Genomic DNA, 19,718 nt, shown 5'->3' on the forward strand with positions numbered 1-19,718 from the left:
CGAATAGCCATCATCATGGCCGCGAAATATTTACCCCCGCCGCCGGTGCTATCTTCGGCTCATTCCCACGCCGGCCATGTCCCGGCGCGCCCGCAATCCCACTGCACTACACTGAGAACCATGGAGACACAAGCCATCCGCTTCTATTACCGCGGCAAGGTGCACGAGGTCACTGGCGAAGCCACGACCCGTACCGTGCTTCAGTACACGCGCGAAGACCTGCACTGCACCGGCACCAAGGAAGGGTGTGCCGAGGGCGACTGCGGCGCCTGCACCGTCGTGATCGGCGAACTGGCCGACGACGGCAACGTGGCGCTGCGCGCGGTGAACGCCTGCATCCAGTTTCTGCCCACGCTCGACGGCCGCGCGCTCTTCACGGTCGAGGATCTGCGCGCGCCCGACGGCGCGCTGCATCCGGTGCAGCAGGCGCTCGTGGACTGCCACGCCTCGCAATGCGGCTTCTGCACGCCGGGCTTCGTGATGTCGCTGTGGGCCATGTACGTGAACCGCCCCGAGCAGGCCGGCTGCCCGACCCGCCGCGAGATCGACGACGTGCTCTCCGGCAATCTGTGCCGCTGCACCGGGTATCGTCCGATCGTCGACGCCGCCCAGCAGATGTTCGACCTGCCGCGCCAGGAATTCGACCGCGCGGCGCTGGCGAAGCAGCTCCAGGCGTTGCAACGCGACGACACGCTGTCGTATTCGCACGACGGCCAGGTCTTCCACGCCCCGCGCACGCTGGCCGAGCTGGGCCGCCTGCGCGCCGCCTACCCGGACGCGCGCCTTCTGGCTGGCAGCACCGATGTCGGTCTGTGGGTCACCAAGCAATTTCGCGAGTTGAAGCATCTGATCTATATCGGACAGGTGGCGGAACTACGCGAGATTTCGGAGGGTCCGAACGGCCTCTACATCGGTGCGGGGGCGCTGCTCAACGATGCGTTCGATGCGCTCGTCACCCACTATCCGGATCTGGCCGAGCTGCGTCAGCGCTTCGCCTCGTTCCCGATCCGCAACGCCGGAACGCTGGGCGGCAACGTCGCGAACGGCTCGCCCATCGGCGATTCGATGCCCGCGTTGATCGTGCTCGGCACGCGCATCGTGCTGCATCGCGACGGGGCCGTGCGCGAGATGCCGCTCGAAGACTTTTACGTGGCTTATCAGAAGAACGCGCTCGAGGCGGGCGAATTCGTGCAGGGCATCCGCGTACCGCTGCCCCCGGCGGTGCAACGCTTTCGCACCTACAAGCTGGCCAAGCGTTTCGATCAGGACATCTCGGCGGTATGCGCGGCCTTCGCGGTCGAACTCGACGGCGAGATCGTACGCTCGGCACGCGTGGCCTTCGGCGGCATGGCGGCCACGCCCAAACGCGGCAGCGCCATCGAAGCGGCCCTGATCGGCCAGCCCTGGACCGACGCCACCGTGCACGCGGCAATGTCGGCCTTGCCCGCCGACTACCAACCGCTCTCGGACATGCGCGCGACCAGCGCCTACCGGCTCGCCGGCGCGCAGAATCTGCTGTATCGTTTTTTCCTGGAGACGCGCCTCGATGCGCCGCTTGCGGCACACGAAGTCAACGCGTTCGCCAACGTCTAACCGGAGTTGCCCATGAACACGCAAGTCGAAGGCTTCATGACGCAGACCGGTGCCGCGGCAGGCGCCAGCGCACAGGTGGGCCGCTCGCGGCCCCACGAGTCGGCCGAACTCCACGTGGCCGGCGAAGCCACCTACACCGACGACATCCCCGAACTGCAAGGCACGCTGCACTGCGCGCTCGGGGCGTCGCCCAAGGCGCACGCACGCGTGCTCTCGCTCGATCTCGACGCCGTGCGTCGGGCGCCGGGCGTGGTCGCGGTCTACACTGCCGCCGACATCCCCGGTGTGAACGATTGCGGTCCGGTCATTCACGACGACCCGATTCTCGCGGACGGCCTCGTCCAGTACATCGGGCAGCCGATGTTCGCCGTGGTGGCCGAATCGCATGACGCGGCCCGCCGCGCGGCGCGTCTGGCCAAGGGCGAATACGAAGACCTGCCCGCCATTCTCACGCCACAGGCCGCCAAGGCCGCGGGGGCCAGCGTGCTGCCGCCCTATCAACTGCGCCGTGGCGACGCCGACGCCGCGCTGCAAGCCGCGCCGCACCGTCTGAGCGGCACATTCGAGTGCAACGGGCAGGAGCAGTTCTATCTCGAAGGGCAAATTTCGTACGCGATCCCGAAGGAAAACGACGGCATTCACGTCTACTGCTCGACGCAGCACCCGACCGAGATGCAGGCGCTCGTCTCGCACGCGCTGGGCTGGCACAGCCATCAGGTGCAGGTCGAATGCCGTCGCATGGGGGGCGGCTTCGGCGGCAAGGAATCGCAATCGGGGCTGTTTGCCTGTGTCGCCGCGTTGTGCGCCACGCGTCTGAAACGCCCGGTCAAGCTGCGTCTGGATCGCGACGACGATTTCATGATGACCGGCAAGCGCCACGGCTTTTACTTCGAATACGACGTCGGCTTCGACGACGACGGCCGTATCACGGGCGCGAAAGTCGACATGACACTGCGTGCCGGTTTCTCGGCCGACCTGTCGGGACCGGTCGCCACACGCGCCATCTGCCACTTCGACAACGCCTATTTCGTGCCCGACGCCGACCTGCGCGCGTTGTGCGGCAAGACGAACACGCAATCGAACACGGCGTTTCGCGGTTTCGGCGGCCCGCAGGGCGCGCTCATCATGGAAGTCGTACAGGACGCCATTGCACGGCGCCTGGGCAAAGACGCGCTCGACGTGCGCCGCGTGAACTTCTACGGCAAGACCGAGCGCAACGTCACGCCGTACGGACAGGTCGTCAAGGACAACATCATTCACGAACTCGTCGCGCAACTGGAGCAGACGAGCGAGTATCGCGCACGTCGCGACGCCGTGCGCGCGTTCAATCGCACGAGTCCCGTGTTGCGCAAGGGCCTCGCGCTCACCCCACTCAAGTTCGGCATTTCGTTCAACGTGCAGGCCTTCAATCAGGCGGGCGCGCTGGTGCACATCTATCGTGACGGTTCGATGCTGGTCAATCACGGCGGCACCGAGATGGGCCAGGGCCTGAACACGAAGGTTGCGCAGGTCGTGGCGCACGAACTGGGCGTCGATCTCTCGCATGTGCGCGTGACGGCGACCGACACCAGCAAGGTGGCGAACACGTCGGCCACCGCAGCTTCGACGGGCGCCGACCTGAACGGCAAGGCCGCGCAGAACGCCGCATGGCAGATCCGCCAACGTCTGGCCGCGTTTGCCGCGCAGAAGTACGGCGGTGCGCCCGACGACGTGCAGTTCGCCAACGATGTGGTGAGTGCAAACGGCCACGACATCCCCTTCCCCGATCTGGTGGAAGCGGCTTATTGGGCCCGCGTGCAATTGTGGTCCGACGGCTTCTATGCCACGCCGGGCCTGTCTTGGGACGCCGCGACCATGAACGGCAACCCGTTCTTCTACTTCGCCTACGGCGCGGCCGTCTCCGAAGTGGTGCTCGACACGCTCACCGGCGAATGGCGTCTGCTACGCGCCGACGTGCTTCACGACGCCGGCAAATCGATCAACCCCGCGCTCGACATCGGGCAGGTGGAAGGGGCGTTCATTCAAGGCATGGGCTGGCTGACGACCGAAGAACTGTGGTGGAATCAGGAGGGCAAGCTCATGACGCACGCGCCGTCCACGTACAAGATCCCCGGCATCAGCGATTGCCCAACGGATTTCCGCGTGGCGCTGTTCGAGAACACGAACGTGTCGGACTCCATCCACCGCTCCAAGGCCGTGGGCGAGCCGCCGCTGCTGCTGCCGTTCTCGGTGTTCAACGCGTTGCGCGACGCCGTGGCGAGCGTGAACGACTATCGGGACGAGCCGGTGCTCAATGCGCCGGCAACGTCCGAGGCGCTGCTCACGGCAATCACCGAGCTGCGCACGCGGAGCGCCGCCTGATGCATCGCTGGGTCGAGGCCGCTCACAGGCTGCTGGTCCGCGGCGAGGCCGCGGTACTGGTGACGATCGCGCGCGTGGAAGGCTCCGCGCCGCGCGAAGCGGGCACGCACCTGCTTGTGACACGCGAGCACGCGTGGGAGACCATCGGCGGCGGCCATCTCGAATGGCGGGCGATGGACGTCGCGCGCCAGTTGCTGCGCCAGTACGGACAGCAAGGCGCGCGGCACGTCGAGCGTTTCGCGCTCGGCCCGAGCCTCGGACAGTGCTGCGGCGGCGCCGTCACCCTCGCCTTCGAGGTGCTCACGCTAACCGATCTGGCCTGGGTAAGTGCCCTGCACAAACGGCTCGCAGCCGGCGAGGCCAGCTTGCGCAGCGTGGCGTTCGGCGCACCCGGGGCCGATGCGGCGGCCAGCCAGCAGCAAGGCGGCGCCGTCTTGCTCACGGCACTCGATCCGAGCGAACCGCTCGCGCATCCGCACACGTTAACCCGCGACGCCGACGACGCCGCCTGCTCGTTCTGGCAAGCCAGCGATGGCTGGCTCTGGCTGAGCGAGCGGCTGGCGCCCAGCGATTTCCACATCGTGCTGTTCGGTGCCGGTCACGTCGGACAGGCCATCGTGCAGGTGCTGGCCACCCTGCCGTGCCGCGTCACCTGGGCCGACGAGCGGACCGAGACCTTCCCGGAAACGGTGCCGCCGAACACCGTCGTCGAGTCCACCGACACCCCCGAAGCCGTCGTTGACGAAGCGCCACCGGGCGCGTATTTCCTGGTCATGACGCACAACCATGCGCTGGATCAGCGCCTGTGCGAGGCCATTTTCAAGCGCGACGACTTCGCCTACTTCGGCTTGATCGGCTCGATGACCAAACGTCGTCAGTTCGAGCATCGCCTGCGCGATCGCGGGGTGCCGCCGGAGCGTTTCGCGCAGATGATCTGCCCGATCGGCGTGGCGGGCATCACGGGCAAGGCGCCGGCGACGATCGCGATCGCGGTCGCCGCGCAACTGCTGCGCGTGCGCGAGCAACAGATGCAACACAGCGGACCGGCCGCGTTGCAGGACACCGGCGTCCACGTTTGAAGGCCCCCCAGCGCCCGGGACACCGGGTGACCGACTTTCGCGGGCGACGGTAAAATCCCGCCCATCCCCCTCATCAAGACCTAGTCATGCCACTCACGCCCGAACTCGCCAAGACCCTTTGCGCCATGCCCAAGGCGGAGCTGCACGTGCATATCGAGGGCACGCTGGAGCCCGAACTGATCTTCCGGCTCGCCGAGCGCAACCACGTCACGCTGCCCTACCCGAGCGTAGAGGCCCTGCGCGACGCCTACGCCTTCACCGATCTCCAGTCGTTCCTGGACATCTACTACGCGGGCGCGAGCGTCTTGCTCACCGAAGACGATTTCTACGACATGACCCGCGCCTACCTTGCGCGCGCGGCCGCCGACAACATCCGCCATACGGAAATCTTTTTCGATCCGCAGACGCACACCGCGCGCGGCGTGTCGATGGCGACGGTGATCCACGGCATCGAACGCGCACTGGCCGAAGCCGAGGCGCAGCACGGCATCACTAGTCGCCTGATCCTCTGCTTCCTGCGTCATCTGCCCGAAGCAGACGCCCTGCAAACGCTGGAAACAGCGCTGCCGTATTTCAACAGCCACGGGCACCGGCTCGTCGGCGTAGGCCTCGATTCGTCCGAGCAAGGCCACCCGCCCGCCAAATTCGCGCGCGTGTTCGCGCGGTGCCGCGAGTTGGGGCTGCACCTCGTGGCGCATGCCGGGGAAGAAGGGCCGCCCGCGTACATTCACGAGGCGCTGGACGTGCTGCACGTCGAGCGTGTGGACCACGGCGTTCGCGCCATTGAAGACGAGGCGCTGCTCGAGCGTCTGGCTCGGGAAAAGATCGCGCTGACAGTGTGCCCGCTGTCGAACATACGCCTCAAGGTGTTCGACCATATGGGTCAGCACACGCTGCACGCGTTGCTCAAGCGCGGACTGGCCGTCACGATCAACTCGGATGACCCGGCTTACTTCGGCGGCTACCTGAATGAGAACTTCCTCGCCACGTTCGACGCGCTGGACATGACGCTCGACGACGCTTACACGTTGGCAAGGAATAGTTTCGAAGCCTCGTTTATCGACGACAGCGAAAAACGGCGTCTGGTGGACGAATTGGAGCGTTTTCGCGCCGCGCAGGCGGGGTAAGCGTTAGCCGAGCCTTGTCGATCGGCCACCCCGAACCGCATCGAATCTCACAACGCCCGAAGGCCCTTCGGGCGTTTTTTATGCCCGCGCAACGCACACCGCGCCCCGATGCATCGCCACATCATCTCGCGATGATGTGGAACATGCCGCAAGGGGAATATTTTCGCCGGGGCCCGATGCTATTTTTCGAGCGTGCCCAGATAGGCGTCACGCGGTGCCCCCACACCCGCGGCGTCATGCGAGCACGACACCTTAGAACATCGGAGACAACACCCCATGGACTCATCGCTCAGCCCTCCTGCGGGCAGTGCCGCGCCCGAAGCGGCCCACGACAGCGCGCGCGTGGCGGGCGCGCAACCTGTCTCGACCCTCGACCGATATTTCGGCATCACCGCACTCGGATCGACGTTCCGTACGGAAGTGATCGCGGGTATCACGACGTTCCTTGCCGCGATGTACATCATCGTCGTCAACCCGGCCATTCTGTCGAAGACCGGCATGGCGTTCCCGGCGGCCCTGACCGCTACGGTGCTCATCAGCTTCTTCGGCAGCTGCGCGATGGGGCTCTACGCGCGCAATCCGGTGCTGGTCGCGCCGGGCATGGGGCTGAACGCGCTGTTCGCGTTCACGATGGTGCACGGCGTCGGCATGCCGTGGCAGACCGCACTCGGCTGCGTGTTCTGGTCGGGCATCCTCTTCGCGCTGCTCGCCGCGCTCAATGTGCGACGCTTCGTGGTCGAGGCGATTCCGGCGAACCTGCGCTATGCGATCTCGTGCGGCATCGGCCTGTTCATCACCGTGATCGGCCTCGTCAACGCCCGGCTCGTGGTCGGCGACCCGGTAACCGTCGTGCGGCTGGCCCACTTGTCGCCGCCGACCGTCACGTTCCTGATCGGGCTGGCGCTCACGACCGTGCTCGTCGCGCGCCGCGTGAACGGTGCGCTGATGATCGGCATCATCGCGACCACGCTCATGGCCATTCCGGTCGGACGTCTGTGGGGCGACGGCAGCGCGTATTTCCCCAAGGAAATCGCCACGGCCACGTTAGTGAACTTCCACGGTTTCTTCGCCGCGCCCGATTTCTCGGGTATCGGCCAGCTCGATCTGCTGGGTGCGCTCAAGGTCGCGTACCTGCCGTTCATCTTCGTAATGCTCTTCACCGCGTTCTTTGATACGCTCTCGACCTTCATGAGCATTGCCGAGGCCGGCAACATGAAGGATCGCGATGGCAATCCGCGCAATATGCGTCAGGCCATGATCGTCGATTCGTTCTCGGTGCTGATCTCCGGCCCGCTCGGCACGAGCCCGGCCAACGCCTACATCGAATCGGCCGCCGGCATTGCCCAGGGCGGACGCACCGGGCTGACCGCCGTCGTATGCGCCCTGCTGTTTCTGCCGTTCCTGTTCGTTTCCCCGATGCTCTCGCTGGTGCCCGCCATCGCGACGGCGCCGGCGCTGATCCTGGTCGGGGTGTTTATGATGGAGTCCGTGGCGCGCATCGAATGGCACCGCATGGACGAAGCGATTCCGAGCTTCATCGCAGTCGTGATGATTCCGATTTCGTACTCGATCACCGACGGTATTGCCTATAGCTTCCTCGCGTTCGTCGTACTCAAGCTGTTCACGGGACGCGTGAAGGAGATCAAGCCGGCGATGTGGATCGTCGCCGCGCTGGCAGTGCTGCTGCTCACGCAAATGTAACGACGCAAGGACCCTGTACATGTCCACGACACACCAAGCCCTGCGCGCTGTGCGCGCGCAACTGGTCTACTTCACGCACGATCCGTCGCGCGCCTACCTCGACGGCTCGCCAGGCACCGTGCACCATACCGACGGCCTCGTCGCCTTCGAGAATGGGCGCATCACCGCCGTGGGCGACTACGCGAAGGTGGCCCCCACGCTGCCCGACGGCACGCCGATCGACGATCTGCGCGACAAGGTCGTCACGCCCGGCTTCATCGACACGCACATCCACTATCCGCAGACGGACATGATCGCGTCGCCCGCGCCGGGGCTGCTGCCGTGGCTCGAGAAGTACACGTTCCCGACCGAACGCCGTTTCGAGAATCCGGCTTACGCGGCCGACGTCGCCCAGTTCTTCCTGGATGAACTTCTGCGTGTCGGCACCACGAGCGCGCTCGTGTACTGCACGGTGCACCCCGGCTCGGTCGATGCGTTCTTCACGGCCAGCGACGCGCGCAATCTGCGCATGATCGCCGGCAAGGTGATGATGGATCGCAACTGCCCCGAATTCCTGCGCGACACGGCCGAGAGCGGCGCGCGCGACAGCGAGGCGCTGATTCAGCGCTGGCACAACCAGGGACGCCAGCTCTACGCGCTCACGCCGCGCTTCGCGCCGACATCGACCGAAGCCCAGTTGGGCGTTTGCGGCGAACTCGCCACGCAGTATCCAGACGTATTCATCCAGAGCCACGTGGCCGAAAACACCGACGAGGTCGAATGGGTGCGCTCGCTGTTTCCCGGGCATCGCAGCTACCTCGACGTGTACGACCACTACAAGCTGCTGCGCAAGCGCGCCGTGTACGGCCATTGCATCTGGCTCGACGAGCATGATCGTCGCCGCATGTTCGAAACGGGCACTGTCGCCGCGCATTGCCCGACGTCGAATCAGTTCCTCGGCAGTGGTCTGTTCGACTTCGCGGCAGCGGAAGCGAGCCGCATGCCAGTGACGCTCGCGACCGACGTGGGCGGCGGCTCGACCTTCTCGATGCTGCAGACGATGAACGAGGCCCACAAGGTGGCGCGATTGTCGGGCTATCACCTCTCGGCCGAACGCATGTTCTACCTGGCCACCGAAGGCGCCGCGCACGCGCTGGATCTGCACGGCACCATCGGCACGCTGGCCGTGGGCGCAGAGGCCGACTTCGTGGTGCTCGACCCGAAGGCCACCCCGCTGCTCGCCCGTCGCACGGCACTGGCCGAATCGCTCGAAGAGCTGCTGTTCGCATTCGCCATGCTTGGCGACGATCGTGCCATCGCCACAACCTACGCCGCCGGCCAGCCGGTGCATCGCCGCACGGACGCACTGACGCACTGACGCGCCTGGCGTCCGCACGGGCGTTCGGGTCGTTCAGCTTGTTCACGACATTCGGGACGTTTGGGACGTTTGGGACGTTTGGGACGCTGCGAGACGTTGCAAGACGCTGTGAGACATCACGGAGCGTCACGACTTACGCGAGAGAACGCGCGCCGTCGCCTTGGCACGACGCGCATTCCCTCGCGGTCACCGGTCGCGCGCAAGGGGCATGCGGCCGGGGATCTCCTTGGGCAGCCGATCGGCTGCCCTTTTTTCCTTTCCCGGCATACGCCCGTCAAGTGCTTATCAAGTGCCCATCCAGCGGCCAACCCTCCCCGTCATGCCCATGTCACGTGGCAAATGCTATAATCCGCTCCGATTCATTGGGGAGTAGCCGCCCTGTCAGAGACGATTGTCATCTGCAGGGGCGTACGTCAACAGACTTGGCCGATACCGGCTATGGCGTGCGCAGCCCTCGGGCCTGGCGAGACCGATGACGATGCTTCCGCCATCCGGGCCGGGACGCATGGTCATTGGCTCGCGTATTCACGGCCCGGCGGAGATAAAAAATACGATGTCCCCCTTCCTGGTCTCGACCGGTGTGGTCGCGCTCGCTGAAATCGGCGATAAAACCCAACTGCTGTCCCTCGTGCTCGCCGCGCGCTTCAAGAAGCCCGTGCCGATCATTCTTGGCATTCTCGTCGCCACCCTCGTCAATCATGGCTTTGCCGGCGCCGTCGGCGAATGGCTGTCCACGGCCATCAGTCCTGCCATCATGAAGTGGGCCGTCGTCGCGTCGTTCCTCGGCATGGCGATCTGGATTCTCATCCCCGACAAGCTCGATGACGAAGAGACCACCACGCGCCGCAAATTCGGCGTGTTCGTGACGACCGTCTTCACGTTCTTCATCGCCGAGATGGGCGACAAGACGCAGATCGCCACGGTAATGCTCGCCGCGCGCTACCAGGACTTCTTCGGCGTGGTGGCCGGCACCACGCTCGGCATGATGCTGGCCAACGTGCCGGCCGTGCTCGTGGGCCACAAATTCGCCGGTCGTCTGCCGACCAAGACCGTACACGCCGTGGCCGCCGTGATCTTCGCAGTGCTCGGCATCATCACGTTGATGCAGTAAACCGCAAACGCCAAGGCGAGTCGCGCGTCTCGAAGACACGTCGCCTCGCCTTGGCGTAAGTCTGTCGCATGCCGTTCGTCGGCGTGACCTCTGGATGACCGCCCAACGTCTGCCGGGTCTCTCCCCTGGCAACCTACCCCCTTCCCGCCCTCGGCCGGCCTGACGCCCGCCTAACGCCCGACCTTCTGCTCGACATTAATCGTGCGCCCGCTCGGCAACGGCAACTGCCTGAGCGCGGCGTCGATCAGGTACGGCATGGCCGAGGCCAGCGACGTGCCTGCGTCACTGGTATTGGCCTGCACTCGGTAGACCTCCTTGCCGCTCGCACGGTCCGTGAAGCGCAACTGCAAACCCGCCAGCCCATACGAATAATCCCGCTGGACGTACGCGGGCGGCGCGCCGAACGGGTAGCCGTAACCGCCCCACGGACGCCCCCAAGGCCCCCACGGGGCGGGCGCAAACATCGGATCGTAGACGGGCTCAGCCACACGCATTATCTGTTGGGTGATGCCGTAGCTCATCCCAACCAGATAGTGCGCGCTCGACGGGCTTCGCTCGCTGAAGCCGTCTCCGGCCAGACGCGTTCGCAGCCACTGCTCGTAAGTCGCGTGCTCCTGATTGTTCTGCTGTTCGGGCGTGCGCACGAGCGCGTAAGTTCGCGGGCCGTCGAAGCCCGGTGCATCGCCGAACGCGGTCACCTGGCTCGTGACCGTGCTGGCGCACCCCGCCAGCAAAACACTGACGACGGCCAACGTCGCCAAGGCCCATCGTTTCCCCATGATCGCCTGCTCCAGTAAGCGGCCGGGCGCACCGCCGTGCACCCGTCGCGCCGATTTAAACATAGGACGGCGCAGCGCGCACATCCGAAACCTTTGACGGCGGCGCCGAAGCAAAATTCAGCAAATCGCTCGCCTGAACGCCAAGGCGCCGCCACTCCGTTACAATTTGCAAATCCTTGGCCGTCCGCAAAACACCGTCCATGCTCAGAACCGACCTCGCAGGTGTCATCCAACGCTCCGACTATACGCCCCCGGCGTATCTGATCGACACCGTCCAACTCGACTTCGACCTCGCCCCCGACGTCACCACCGTCACCAGCCGCATGCGGGTCCACCGCAACCCGGCGGGTCCGGGCGGCGCGCTTGAACTGGTGGGGCAAGGCCTGCAACTGGTGAGCCTCGAACTCGACGGCAAGCCCTGGCCCGGCTACCGCACCGGCGAGGAAACGCTCACGGTCGACGCGCCCCCCGAGGCCTTCGACCTCATGCTCGTCACGCGCTGTCGCCCCCAGGAGAACACGTCGCTCATGGGGCTGTATGTCTCGGGCGGCAACTTCTTCACGCAATGCGAAGCCGAGGGCTTTCGCAAGATCACGTACTTCCTCGACCGCCCGGATGTGATGGCAACGTACACCGTGACGCTGCGCGCCGATCGCGAAGCGTATCCGGTGCTGCTGGCCAACGGGAACCTCATCGACCAGGGCGACCTGCCCGATGGCCGTCATTTCGCCGTCTGGGACGACCCGTTCAAGAAGCCCAGCTACCTGTTCGCGCTGGTCGCCGGTCAACTGGTGTGCCGTGAGGAGCACCTCGTCGCCGGCGACGGCCGCGAGAAGCTGCTCCAGGTCTGGGTACAGCCGCAGGATCTGGAGAAGACCGAACATGCGATGGATTCGCTGGTCAACTCGATCCGGTGGGACGAGCAGCGCTTCGGCCGCGTGCTCGATCTCGACCGCTTCATGATCGTGGCCGTGAGCGACTTCAACATGGGCGCGATGGAGAACAAGGGCCTGAACATCTTCAATACGAAGTATGTGCTGGCCGATGCCGCCACCGCCACCGACGACGACTTCGGCAACATCGAAGCCGTGGTGGGCCACGAGTACTTCCACAACTGGACCGGCAATCGCGTGACCTGCCGCGACTGGTTCCAGTTGAGCCTGAAGGAAGGCCTGACCGTGTTCCGCGATCAGGAATTCTCGGCCGACATGATGGGCTCCGAGTCGGGCCGCGCCGTCAAGCGTATCGACGACGTGCGCGTGCTGCGTCAGGCCCAGTTCCCGGAAGACGCCGGTCCGATGGCGCACCCGGTGCGTCCCGAGAGCTACGTCGAAATCAACAACTTCTACACGGTCACCGTCTACGAAAAGGGCGCCGAAGTCGTGCGCATGTATCAGACGCTGCTCGGGCGCGAGGGCTTCCGCCGGGGCATGGACCTGTACTTCGAGCGTCACGACGGGCAGGCGGTCACGTGCGACGAGTTCCGCGCCGCGATGGCCGATGCCAATCAGCGCGATCTCACGCAGTTTGGCCGCTGGTACAGCCAGGCCGGCACCCCGCGCGTAAGCGTCGAAGCCGCCTATGACGAGGCCGCGCGCACCTATACCCTCACGCTGACGCAGCGCTGCCCGAAGGTCGGTGTGGAGCTGCAGGACAGCCAGCTCGTCAAGCAGCCGTTCCATATCCCGTTCGCCGTCGGCCTGCTCGATCGCGACGGTCGCGACATGGCACTGCGTCTGGCCGGTGAGCCCGGCGATGCGCCGGCCGCCACCACGCAGGTGCTCGACTTCACGCAGGAGCGCCAGAGCTTCACGTTCGTCGACGTGCCGCACAACCCGATGCCGTCGCTGCTGCGCGGCTTCTCGGCGCCGGTGATCGTCGAGCACGAGTACACCATCGACGAACTCGCGTTCCTGATGGCGCACGACAGCGATCCGTTCAACCGCTGGGAGGCGGGACAGCGGCTGGCCACGCGTCAGTTGCTGGCGCTCGTCGAATCGATTCAGATGGGCCAGTTGCCGAGCGTCGACAGCTATGTGCTCGAAGCCTTCCGCCAGGTGCTGCGCGACGAGACGCTCGACCCCGCCTTCCGCGCGCAAGCGCTCACGCTGCCGGCCGAGTCGTATCTCGGCGAGCAGATGACGGAAATCGACCCGGCGGCCATTCACGCGGCACGTCAGTATCTGCGTCAGCGTCTGGCCGCTTCGCTACATACCGAGTGGCTCGCCGCGTATCACAACCATCGCGTGCCGGGCGCCTACCGCCCAGACGCCGCCTCGGCGGGCGAGCGCGCGCTGAAGAACCTTGCGCTGTCGTACCTGATGGAACTCTCGGATGCGGGTATCGCGCAGACCGCGCGTACCCAATACGACTCGGCCGACAACATGACCGACCGTTTCGCCGCGCTCACCGCGCTCGTACAACGCGGCGGCGCCGCGCGCGAGAGCGACGCGGCACATGGGTCGCTCCATGCCGTCGAGGTGCTGGCAGACTTCTATCAGCGCTTCGAGCACGAGCCGCTCGCCATCGACAAGTGGTTCGCGCTGCAAGCCATGCAACGCGGCGACGGCGGCCATTGCGTGATCGACGGGGTGCGCGCCCTCATGGGGCATCCGGCTTTTACGCTGAAGAACCCCAACCGCGCGCGCTCGCTGATTTTCAGCTTCTGCAGCGGCAATCCCGCGCAGTTCCATGCGGCCGACGGTTCCGGTTATCGATTCTGGGCCGAACAGGTCCTCGCGCTCGACGCGCTGAACCCGCAGGTGGCCGCCCGGCTGGCTCGCGTGCTCGACCGCTGGCGCAAATACACGCCCGCCCTGCGCGAGCGCATGCGTGAGGCGTTGCAGCAAGTCTCGCAGCACGCGGCACTGTCGAAGGATGTGCGCGAGATCGTCGAAAAATCGCTCGCCTGAGCTGACCTGGGCTGACCGGCCCCGCAACGCAAGAAACGCCGCCGATGCGCCCGTGCATCAGCGGCGTTTTGTCTTGAATGCCCCACGCCGGAGACGACCGCAACGTCAGGCAGCCAACACCTGCCGCTGCCCCGCCGACAGACGCTTGCGCACGGCATTCGCGGCGGCAACCATATTCGTCAACGCGCGATCGACCTGCGCCCAGTCGCGCGTCTTCAACCCGCAATCCGGGTTGACCCACAGACGCTCGGCCGGAATGCGTGTGAGCGCCGCCTCGATCAGATGCTCCATCTCCGCCTGCGACGGCACGCGCGGCGAGTGAATGTCGTACACGCCCGGGCCGATCTCGTTCGGATACGCGAAGGCCTCGAAGGCGCCAAGCAGTTCCATGTCGGAGCGCGTGGTCTCGATGGAGATCACGTCGGCATCGAGCGCCGCAATCGACGGCAGAATGTCGTGGAACTCCGAATAGCACATATGCGTATGGATCTGCGTGTCGTCGGCCACCCCCGACGAGCACACACGGAACGCGTGCACCGCCCAATCGAGGTACGATGGCCAATCGCCCTCGCGCAACGGCAGCCCCTCACGCAGCGCAGGTTCGTCGATCTGAATCACCCGCACGCCCGCCTTCTCCAGCGCAGCCACTTCCTCGCGCAGCGCCAGCGCAATCTGCAACGCCGTGAGTTCGCGCGGCTGATCGTCGCGCACGAACGACCATTGCAGCATCGTCACCGGGCCGGTCAGCATGCCCTTGACCGGCTTGTCCGTCAGTTGCTGCGCATAAGCGCTCCATGTGACGGTCATCGGCTCGGGCAGGTACACGTCGCCGTAGATCACCGGCGGCTTCACGCAGCGCGAACCGTAGCTCTGCACCCAGCCTTGCTCGGTGATCACGAAGCCCCACAGCAGATCGCCGAAGTACTCGACCATGTCGTTGCGTTCGGCCTCGCCATGCACGAGCACGTCGAGTCCATACGCTTCCTGCTTCTCGACGGCCAGACGAATCTGCGCACGCATCGTCTCCAGGTAATCGAGATGCGACAGCGCGCGTCGCTTGAAGTCGGCTCGCGCCCGACGAATCGCCGGCGTCTGCGGGAACGATCCGATGGTCGTCGTCGGCAGTACGGGCAGCTTGAGCCACGCGCGCTGCGCGCTGGCACGCGCTGGGTAGTCGGACGCACGGCGCGCGTGCGCGTCGGTGAGCGCCGCCAGACGCTTTTGCACCACGCTGTTGTGAATGCGCGGCGACGTTCGGCGCGCGGCCTGCGCGGTGGCATCGGCGACGAAGGCGGCGCTTACGTCGGCGCTCGCGAACGCCGCAGCGTCCAGCGAGCGGCGCAGCAACGCCACTTCAGCAAGCTTCTGCACGGCAAAGGCGAGCCAAGTGCGCACTTCCTTGTCCAGACGCCCTTCGCTCGCCAGGTCGACCGGGCAGTGCATCAGCGAGCCGCTCGACGCCACCCACAGCCGGTCCCCGAGCGCATCCGCCAACGGCACGAGCAACGCCCTCGCCTTCGCCAGATCGCAGCGCCAGACGTTTCGACTATCGACCACTCCCACAGACAGCACCTTCTGTTGCGGCCACTGCGCGGCGAATGTGTCGAGTTGCTTCGGTGCACGCACGCCGTCGAGATGCACCCCGGCCACGGGCAACGCCGCCAGCAGCGCCGCGTGCTCGCTGACATCGCCAAAGTACGTGGCGAGCAGCAGTGATGGGGCGACGGGCGCGAGACGGTGATACACAGGCGTGAAGGCGTCGCGCCACGGCTCGGGCAGGTCGAGCGCCAGAATCGGCTCGTCGATCTGCACCCACGTCACGCCTTGCGTCTTCAGGCGCGCCAGCACCCGCTCATATTGCGTGAGCAGGTCGGGCAGCAACGAGAGACGGTCGGCCAGGCCGTTCTTCTCTTTGCCCAGGTACAGCAGCGAAAGCGGGCCGAGCAACACCGGCTTGACGCTTCCGCCCTCGGCCAGCGCTTCCGCCACGTCGTCGAACAGCCACTCGGTGCCCTCGCCGAAACGCGTCTGCGGCGAGTATTCCGGCACGAGATAGTGGTAATTCGTATCGAACCACTTGGTCATTTCCATCGCGCTTTGGCCAGCATCGCCCCGCGCAGCGACGAAGTAGTCGTCGAGGCTGAGCGCTGCGGGCGCCCAGCCAAAGCGCGCCGGCAGCCCGCCGACGAGCGCCAGCGTCGAGAGCACGTGGTCGTACCAATGGAAGTCGCCGACGGTGATCCAGTCGAGCCCCGCCTCGCGCTGCGCGCGCCGGTTGGCCGCGCGAATCTGCCGTCCGATCTCTTGCAACGCGGTGGCGCTCATCTCGCCGCGCCAGAACGCCTCGACGGCGAATTTGAGTTCACGGTGTGCGCCGATGCGCGGCAATCCGAGTACGTGGGCCTGAGCCATGGGGGTGTCCTTCCGGGAAGCGTGCGATGTTGCGAAGTCGTCGTCTGCGGGCAATGCCCGCCCAGGCTGGCAGTATCCCGGCCATCCGTGTATTATTCAAACGAAAGTTTTTGCCATTTATTATTAATTTTATTCATGCAACGCACTCCCATCGAACTTCGCCATCTGCAGACGTTGCTCGCGCTGCGCGATACGGGCAGCGTTTCGCGTGCGGCGCTGTGGCTGCACCTGACGCAGTCGGCGCTCTCGCATCAGATCAAGGCATTGGAGGATTTCTATGGCTTGCCGCTGTTCGTGCGCAAGTCGTCGCCGCTGGTGTTCACCCCCGCGGGCAAGCGGCTGCTGGCGTTGGCGGAAGAAGTCGTACCGGCCGTCGACGAAGCGGGTCGCGACCTCACGCGGCTTGCGCAGGGCACCCAGGGCACGCTGCGCATCGCGGTCGAGTGCCACACGTGTTTCGATTGGCTGATGCCCGCGATGGATGCCTTCCGGCAACGCTGGCCGGAAGTCGAACTCGATATCGTGTCGGGCTTTCATGCCGACCCCATCGGGCTGTTGCATCAGGACCGCGCCGATCTGGCGATCATTTCCGAACGTGAAGAAGGCGAGGCGGTCGATTTCCACCCGCTGTTCCGCTTCCAGATGATGGCGCTCATGGCGAACGACCATCCGCTCGCCGGCAAACCGTATCTCGACGCCGCGGACTTCCGTGACGAAACGCTCATCACCTATCCCGTGCCCGACGACATGCTCGATATCGTGCGTCAGGTGCTGCGTCCCGCAGGGATCGAACCGACGCGCCGTACCACCGAGTTGACGGTGGCGATTCTGCAACTGGTCGCCAGCCGGCGCGGGCTGGCTGCCCTGCCGCTGTGGGCCGTGTCGGGCTATCTCGAGCGCCGCTATGTGAGCGCGCGCCCGATCACACCGCAAGGGCTCACCGCGGAACTCTGGGCGGCAACGTTGCCAGCGATCACCGCGCGTCCCTATATCGGCGAATTCGTCTCGCTCATGCGCGAGACGAGCCTGCTCACGCTTCCGGAAATCGAATTGCTCTGACGCGGCGTCGCGCGGCCGATAGCCATCCGCGGTGTCATGCCGGGCGACGTACGACCAGACGGCACACTCGCTTACCGGAACTCGCGCTGGTGACGTCTTCTTCGTGCAAGACAACGCCGCCGTGAAGGGCAGCGCGCACCACGTCGGGCGAGAAGGCGCTGTAGAGCCGTCCGTCCGCATGGCGAAGATCGTCACCCTCGGTGACACGCCATGAAACGTAAAGCACGCCCCCCGGACGCACGAGCGCCCAGAGCCGGGCGGCCGCCTGCGGCACATCATTCGCGGGCAGATGCATCAGCACCGTCTCGCACACCACGTTATCGAACTGCGCCGTCACGCCCTCCAGTCCCGGGAGGTGCCCGAGGTGAAACGTCACCGACGGAAACGATTGACGCGCCAGTTCGACGAGCGCGGGCGAACTGTCGTAGCCGACCACGTCGAACCCTTGCTGCGCGAGCCAGGCGGCATCGCGTCCGTTGCCGCAGCCCACATCGATCGTGCGTCCACCGGGGACGAAATGGCGCACCAGCAGTGCGTACATGTCGTCCGGCGGCGGCTGGTTGCACCAGTCCTCGTTGTAACGAACGGCGTTGGCCTCGTAGGCCGCTTCTGTTTGCAGATCCGTCATGATCGGCGACTCCGGAAGCCAGCGGGGAATGACCGCGTCAGCGCGTGGCACTATGCCTTACTGCGAGATTTTCTCCAGCGCGATGTCACGCGTGCGCGGGCCCATCAGGCCAATGGCGAGCATGACGATCAGCATCGCGCAGGAGATGAACACGAACACCCCGGTCACCCCGAAATGGCGCAGCGCGGCGGCGATCAGGAACGCCGTGAAGATCGCAGAGAAGCGGCTCCACGAATAGACGAAGCCGACGGCGCGCGCCCGGATCCCCGTGGGGAACAGTTCGGTCTGATACGCGTGATAGCTGTAAGACATGATGTTGTTCGCGAGCGTCAGGCCGATCCCCATTGCCACGAGCAGAAACGACGACGTCACCTGCGAGAACGCGATCCCACACACGATACCGATGCCGGCCGTCCACACGATGGCGTGCTTGCGCTCGACCTTGTCTGCCATCCACAGCCCGATCAGCGGACCCACGGGGGCGGCCAGCGCGATCACGCTGGCGTATGCCAGACTCGTCGTCACGGTAATCCCCTGCTTGATGAGCAGCGTCGGCACCCAGTTGGCGAAGCCGTAGAAGCCGACCGTCTGGAAGATGTTGAACAGAATCATCATGATCGCGCGCTTGCGATACGGCGGCACCCACATGTCGCGAAACGCGCCCTTCGGCACGACCCGCTCCGGCTCGCCCGGGGGCGGCAGCGGTTTGCCGTATTCGCGGGCGACCTTCGCTTCGAGTTCTGACAAGACGCGGTCCGCCTCGTCGAGGCGCCCCTTCTGCGCCAGCCAGCGCGGGCTCTCCGGCAGCGCGCGGCGAATCCACCAGACGAACACCGCACCATGGGCGCCGATGAGCACCACCCAGCGCCAGCCCTCCAGGCCGAGGAACTCGCGCGGCACGAGCCAGTAGGCGAGCAGCGCAACGACCGGCACGGCGGTGAAACCGACCGCCTGTTCGCACGCGAACGCCCGACCGCGAATCTGCTTGGGTACGAGTTCGGCAATATAGGTGCCGATCGTCACCAGCTCCACGCCGATGCCAAGCCCCACCACGAAGCGCCAGAAGTTCAAACCCGTGGCGGTGTCCTGAAACGCCATGATGACGTTGGCCACCGTGTACCAGAGCAGCGAGCCCGTGAAGACGGCGCGACGGCCGTACCGATCCGCGAGAAAGCCGCAGGCGATGGTGCCGATGAACAGACCGGTGAACAGCGCCGCGATGAAGCTCGCCACGCCCGTCATCCCGAACAACCCCGATGTCGTGGGCGTCAGGATGCCGCTTTTCACCAGCCCGGGCGCCACATAGCCCGTGTACAGTAGGTCGTAGAGTTCGAAGAAGAAGCCCAGGCTGAGCAACACCACCAGTTTCCAGACGGTGCGCGTCGGAGGCAAACGGTCGAGGCGGGCGGAGATCTCGCCGGCGCTCAGGCGGGTTGCCGCAGCGGGGGCTTGAGCGGCGCGAGGCATGGAAGGCATTGAAGCGTCGGGGGATAGCATGGAAATCGTCTCCGGGCCCGCTCGGTCATGGCCGAACAGATCATTGTCCGACGCGTCCCGGCCGACCGGCTGGCAGGCAATCGCCTGACGAGCCGTGACCGG

Annotated in this window: 13 protein-coding genes and 1 riboswitch; of the genes, 9 read left to right on the forward strand and 4 right to left on the reverse strand. The window is 65.6% G+C overall.

Features of this window, described 5'->3' with window-relative positions:
- The first annotated feature begins 120 nt into the window (after positions 1–120).
- The 7 genes from xdhA (at position 121) to A985_RS0114920 (ending at position 10,329) form a co-directional block, all read left to right on the forward strand.
- Positions 121–1,593, forward strand: coding sequence for a xanthine dehydrogenase small subunit (gene xdhA / locus A985_RS0114890; RefSeq protein WP_017234198.1), 1,473 nt, complete (start codon positions 121–123; stop codon positions 1,591–1,593).
- A gap of 12 nt (positions 1,594–1,605) precedes the next feature.
- On the forward strand, positions 1,606–3,954 hold the full coding sequence (xdhB, locus tag A985_RS0114895; RefSeq protein WP_017234199.1) for a xanthine dehydrogenase molybdopterin binding subunit: 2,349 nt from the start codon (positions 1,606–1,608) through the stop codon (positions 3,952–3,954).
- Entirely contained in the window at positions 3,954–5,033 is a 1,080-nt protein-coding gene (gene xdhC / locus A985_RS0114900; RefSeq protein WP_017234200.1) for a xanthine dehydrogenase accessory protein XdhC, read from the forward strand. Before xdhB ends, xdhC begins: the two co-directional genes overlap by 1 nt.
- 86 nt (positions 5,034–5,119) lie before the next feature.
- Positions 5,120–6,160 carry an adenosine deaminase gene (locus A985_RS0114905; protein ID WP_017234201.1) on the forward strand — a complete coding sequence of 347 codons (1,041 nt, stop codon included), beginning with the start codon at positions 5,120–5,122 and terminating at the stop codon, positions 6,158–6,160.
- A 276-nt stretch (positions 6,161–6,436) separates the two neighbouring features.
- Positions 6,437–7,861: an NCS2 family permease gene (locus A985_RS0114910; RefSeq protein ID WP_017234202.1), complete on the forward strand. Its 1,425-nt coding sequence runs from the start codon at positions 6,437–6,439 to the stop codon at positions 7,859–7,861.
- Positions 7,862–7,880: 19 nt separating this feature from the next.
- On the forward strand, positions 7,881–9,218 hold the full coding sequence (gene guaD / locus A985_RS0114915; RefSeq protein ID WP_017234203.1) for a guanine deaminase: 1,338 nt from the start codon (positions 7,881–7,883) through the stop codon (positions 9,216–9,218).
- Positions 9,219–9,570: 352 nt separating this feature from the next.
- Positions 9,571–9,754: riboswitch (yybP-ykoY riboswitch) on the forward strand.
- A 17-nt stretch (positions 9,755–9,771) separates the two neighbouring features.
- The gene (locus tag A985_RS0114920; RefSeq protein ID WP_130027900.1) at positions 9,772–10,329 is read left to right on the forward strand and encodes a TMEM165/GDT1 family protein; all 558 of its coding nucleotides are present in this window, start codon (positions 9,772–9,774) and stop codon (positions 10,327–10,329) included.
- A gap of 170 nt (positions 10,330–10,499) precedes the next feature.
- On the opposite strand, the gene A985_RS0114925 is transcribed toward A985_RS0114920, so the two are convergent.
- Positions 10,500–11,108, reverse strand: a complete 609-nt coding sequence (locus A985_RS0114925) for a DUF4136 domain-containing protein (protein ID WP_017234205.1) — start codon at positions 11,106–11,108, stop codon at positions 10,500–10,502.
- Between the two features lie 200 nt (positions 11,109–11,308).
- On the opposite strand from A985_RS0114925, the gene pepN reads away from it, so the two are divergent.
- On the forward strand, positions 11,309–14,020 hold the full coding sequence (pepN, locus tag A985_RS0114930) for an aminopeptidase N (protein ID WP_017234206.1): 2,712 nt from the start codon (positions 11,309–11,311) through the stop codon (positions 14,018–14,020).
- Between the two features lie 105 nt (positions 14,021–14,125).
- Here the strand turns inward: pepN and metE are convergent, their stop codons facing one another.
- Positions 14,126–16,432: a 5-methyltetrahydropteroyltriglutamate--homocysteine S-methyltransferase gene (metE, locus tag A985_RS0114935; protein ID WP_017234207.1), complete on the reverse strand. Its 2,307-nt coding sequence runs from the start codon at positions 16,430–16,432 to the stop codon at positions 14,126–14,128.
- Between the two features lie 135 nt (positions 16,433–16,567).
- On the opposite strand from metE, the gene A985_RS0114940 reads away from it, so the two are divergent.
- Complete coding sequence (locus tag A985_RS0114940; protein ID WP_017234208.1) at positions 16,568–17,491, forward strand: LysR family transcriptional regulator; 924 nt, start codon at positions 16,568–16,570, stop codon at positions 17,489–17,491.
- A 34-nt stretch (positions 17,492–17,525) separates the two neighbouring features.
- Here A985_RS0114940 and A985_RS0114945 read toward each other — a convergent pair whose 3' ends face one another.
- Both A985_RS0114945 and A985_RS0114950 read right to left on the reverse strand, forming a co-directional pair.
- Positions 17,526–18,119 (reverse strand): bifunctional 2-polyprenyl-6-hydroxyphenol methylase/3-demethylubiquinol 3-O-methyltransferase UbiG, encoded by a 594-nt coding sequence (locus A985_RS0114945; protein WP_017234209.1) that lies wholly within the window; start codon positions 18,117–18,119, stop codon positions 17,526–17,528.
- Between the two features lie 57 nt (positions 18,120–18,176).
- Positions 18,177–19,595: an MFS transporter gene (locus A985_RS0114950; protein WP_017234210.1), complete on the reverse strand. Its 1,419-nt coding sequence runs from the start codon at positions 19,593–19,595 to the stop codon at positions 18,177–18,179.
- Positions 19,596–19,718: the final 123 nt, after the last annotated feature.

The sequence above is a fragment of the Pandoraea sp. B-6 genome (assembly GCF_000282835.1).
GTDB classification, from domain to species: domain Bacteria; phylum Pseudomonadota; class Gammaproteobacteria; order Burkholderiales; family Burkholderiaceae; genus Pandoraea; species Pandoraea cepalis.

What these genes read in the sequence shown, in the direction of transcription:
- xdhA (WP_017234198.1), top strand. Translation starts at nt 121, where the DNA reads ATGGAGACACAAGCCATCCGCTTCTATTACCGCGGCAAGGTGCACGAG.
- xdhB (WP_017234199.1), top strand. Translation starts at nt 1,606, where the DNA reads ATGAACACGCAAGTCGAAGGCTTCATGACGCAGACCGGTGCCGCGGCA.
- xdhC (WP_017234200.1), top strand. Translation starts at nt 3,954, where the DNA reads ATGCATCGCTGGGTCGAGGCCGCTCACAGGCTGCTGGTCCGCGGCGAG.
- A985_RS0114905 (WP_017234201.1), top strand. Translation starts at nt 5,120, where the DNA reads ATGCCACTCACGCCCGAACTCGCCAAGACCCTTTGCGCCATGCCCAAG.
- A985_RS0114910 (WP_017234202.1), top strand. Translation starts at nt 6,437, where the DNA reads ATGGACTCATCGCTCAGCCCTCCTGCGGGCAGTGCCGCGCCCGAAGCG.
- guaD (WP_017234203.1), top strand. Translation starts at nt 7,881, where the DNA reads ATGTCCACGACACACCAAGCCCTGCGCGCTGTGCGCGCGCAACTGGTC.
- A985_RS0114920 (WP_130027900.1), top strand. Translation starts at nt 9,772, where the DNA reads ATGTCCCCCTTCCTGGTCTCGACCGGTGTGGTCGCGCTCGCTGAAATC.
- A985_RS0114925 (WP_017234205.1), bottom strand. Translation starts at nt 11,108, where the DNA reads ATGGGGAAACGATGGGCCTTGGCGACGTTGGCCGTCGTCAGTGTTTTG.
- pepN (WP_017234206.1), top strand. Translation starts at nt 11,309, where the DNA reads ATGCTCAGAACCGACCTCGCAGGTGTCATCCAACGCTCCGACTATACG.
- metE (WP_017234207.1), bottom strand. Translation starts at nt 16,432, where the DNA reads ATGGCTCAGGCCCACGTACTCGGATTGCCGCGCATCGGCGCACACCGT.
- A985_RS0114940 (WP_017234208.1), top strand. Translation starts at nt 16,568, where the DNA reads ATGCAACGCACTCCCATCGAACTTCGCCATCTGCAGACGTTGCTCGCG.
- A985_RS0114945 (WP_017234209.1), bottom strand. Translation starts at nt 18,119, where the DNA reads ATGACGGATCTGCAAACAGAAGCGGCCTACGAGGCCAACGCCGTTCGT.
- A985_RS0114950 (WP_017234210.1), bottom strand. Translation starts at nt 19,595, where the DNA reads ATGCCTTCCATGCCTCGCGCCGCTCAAGCCCCCGCTGCGGCAACCCGC.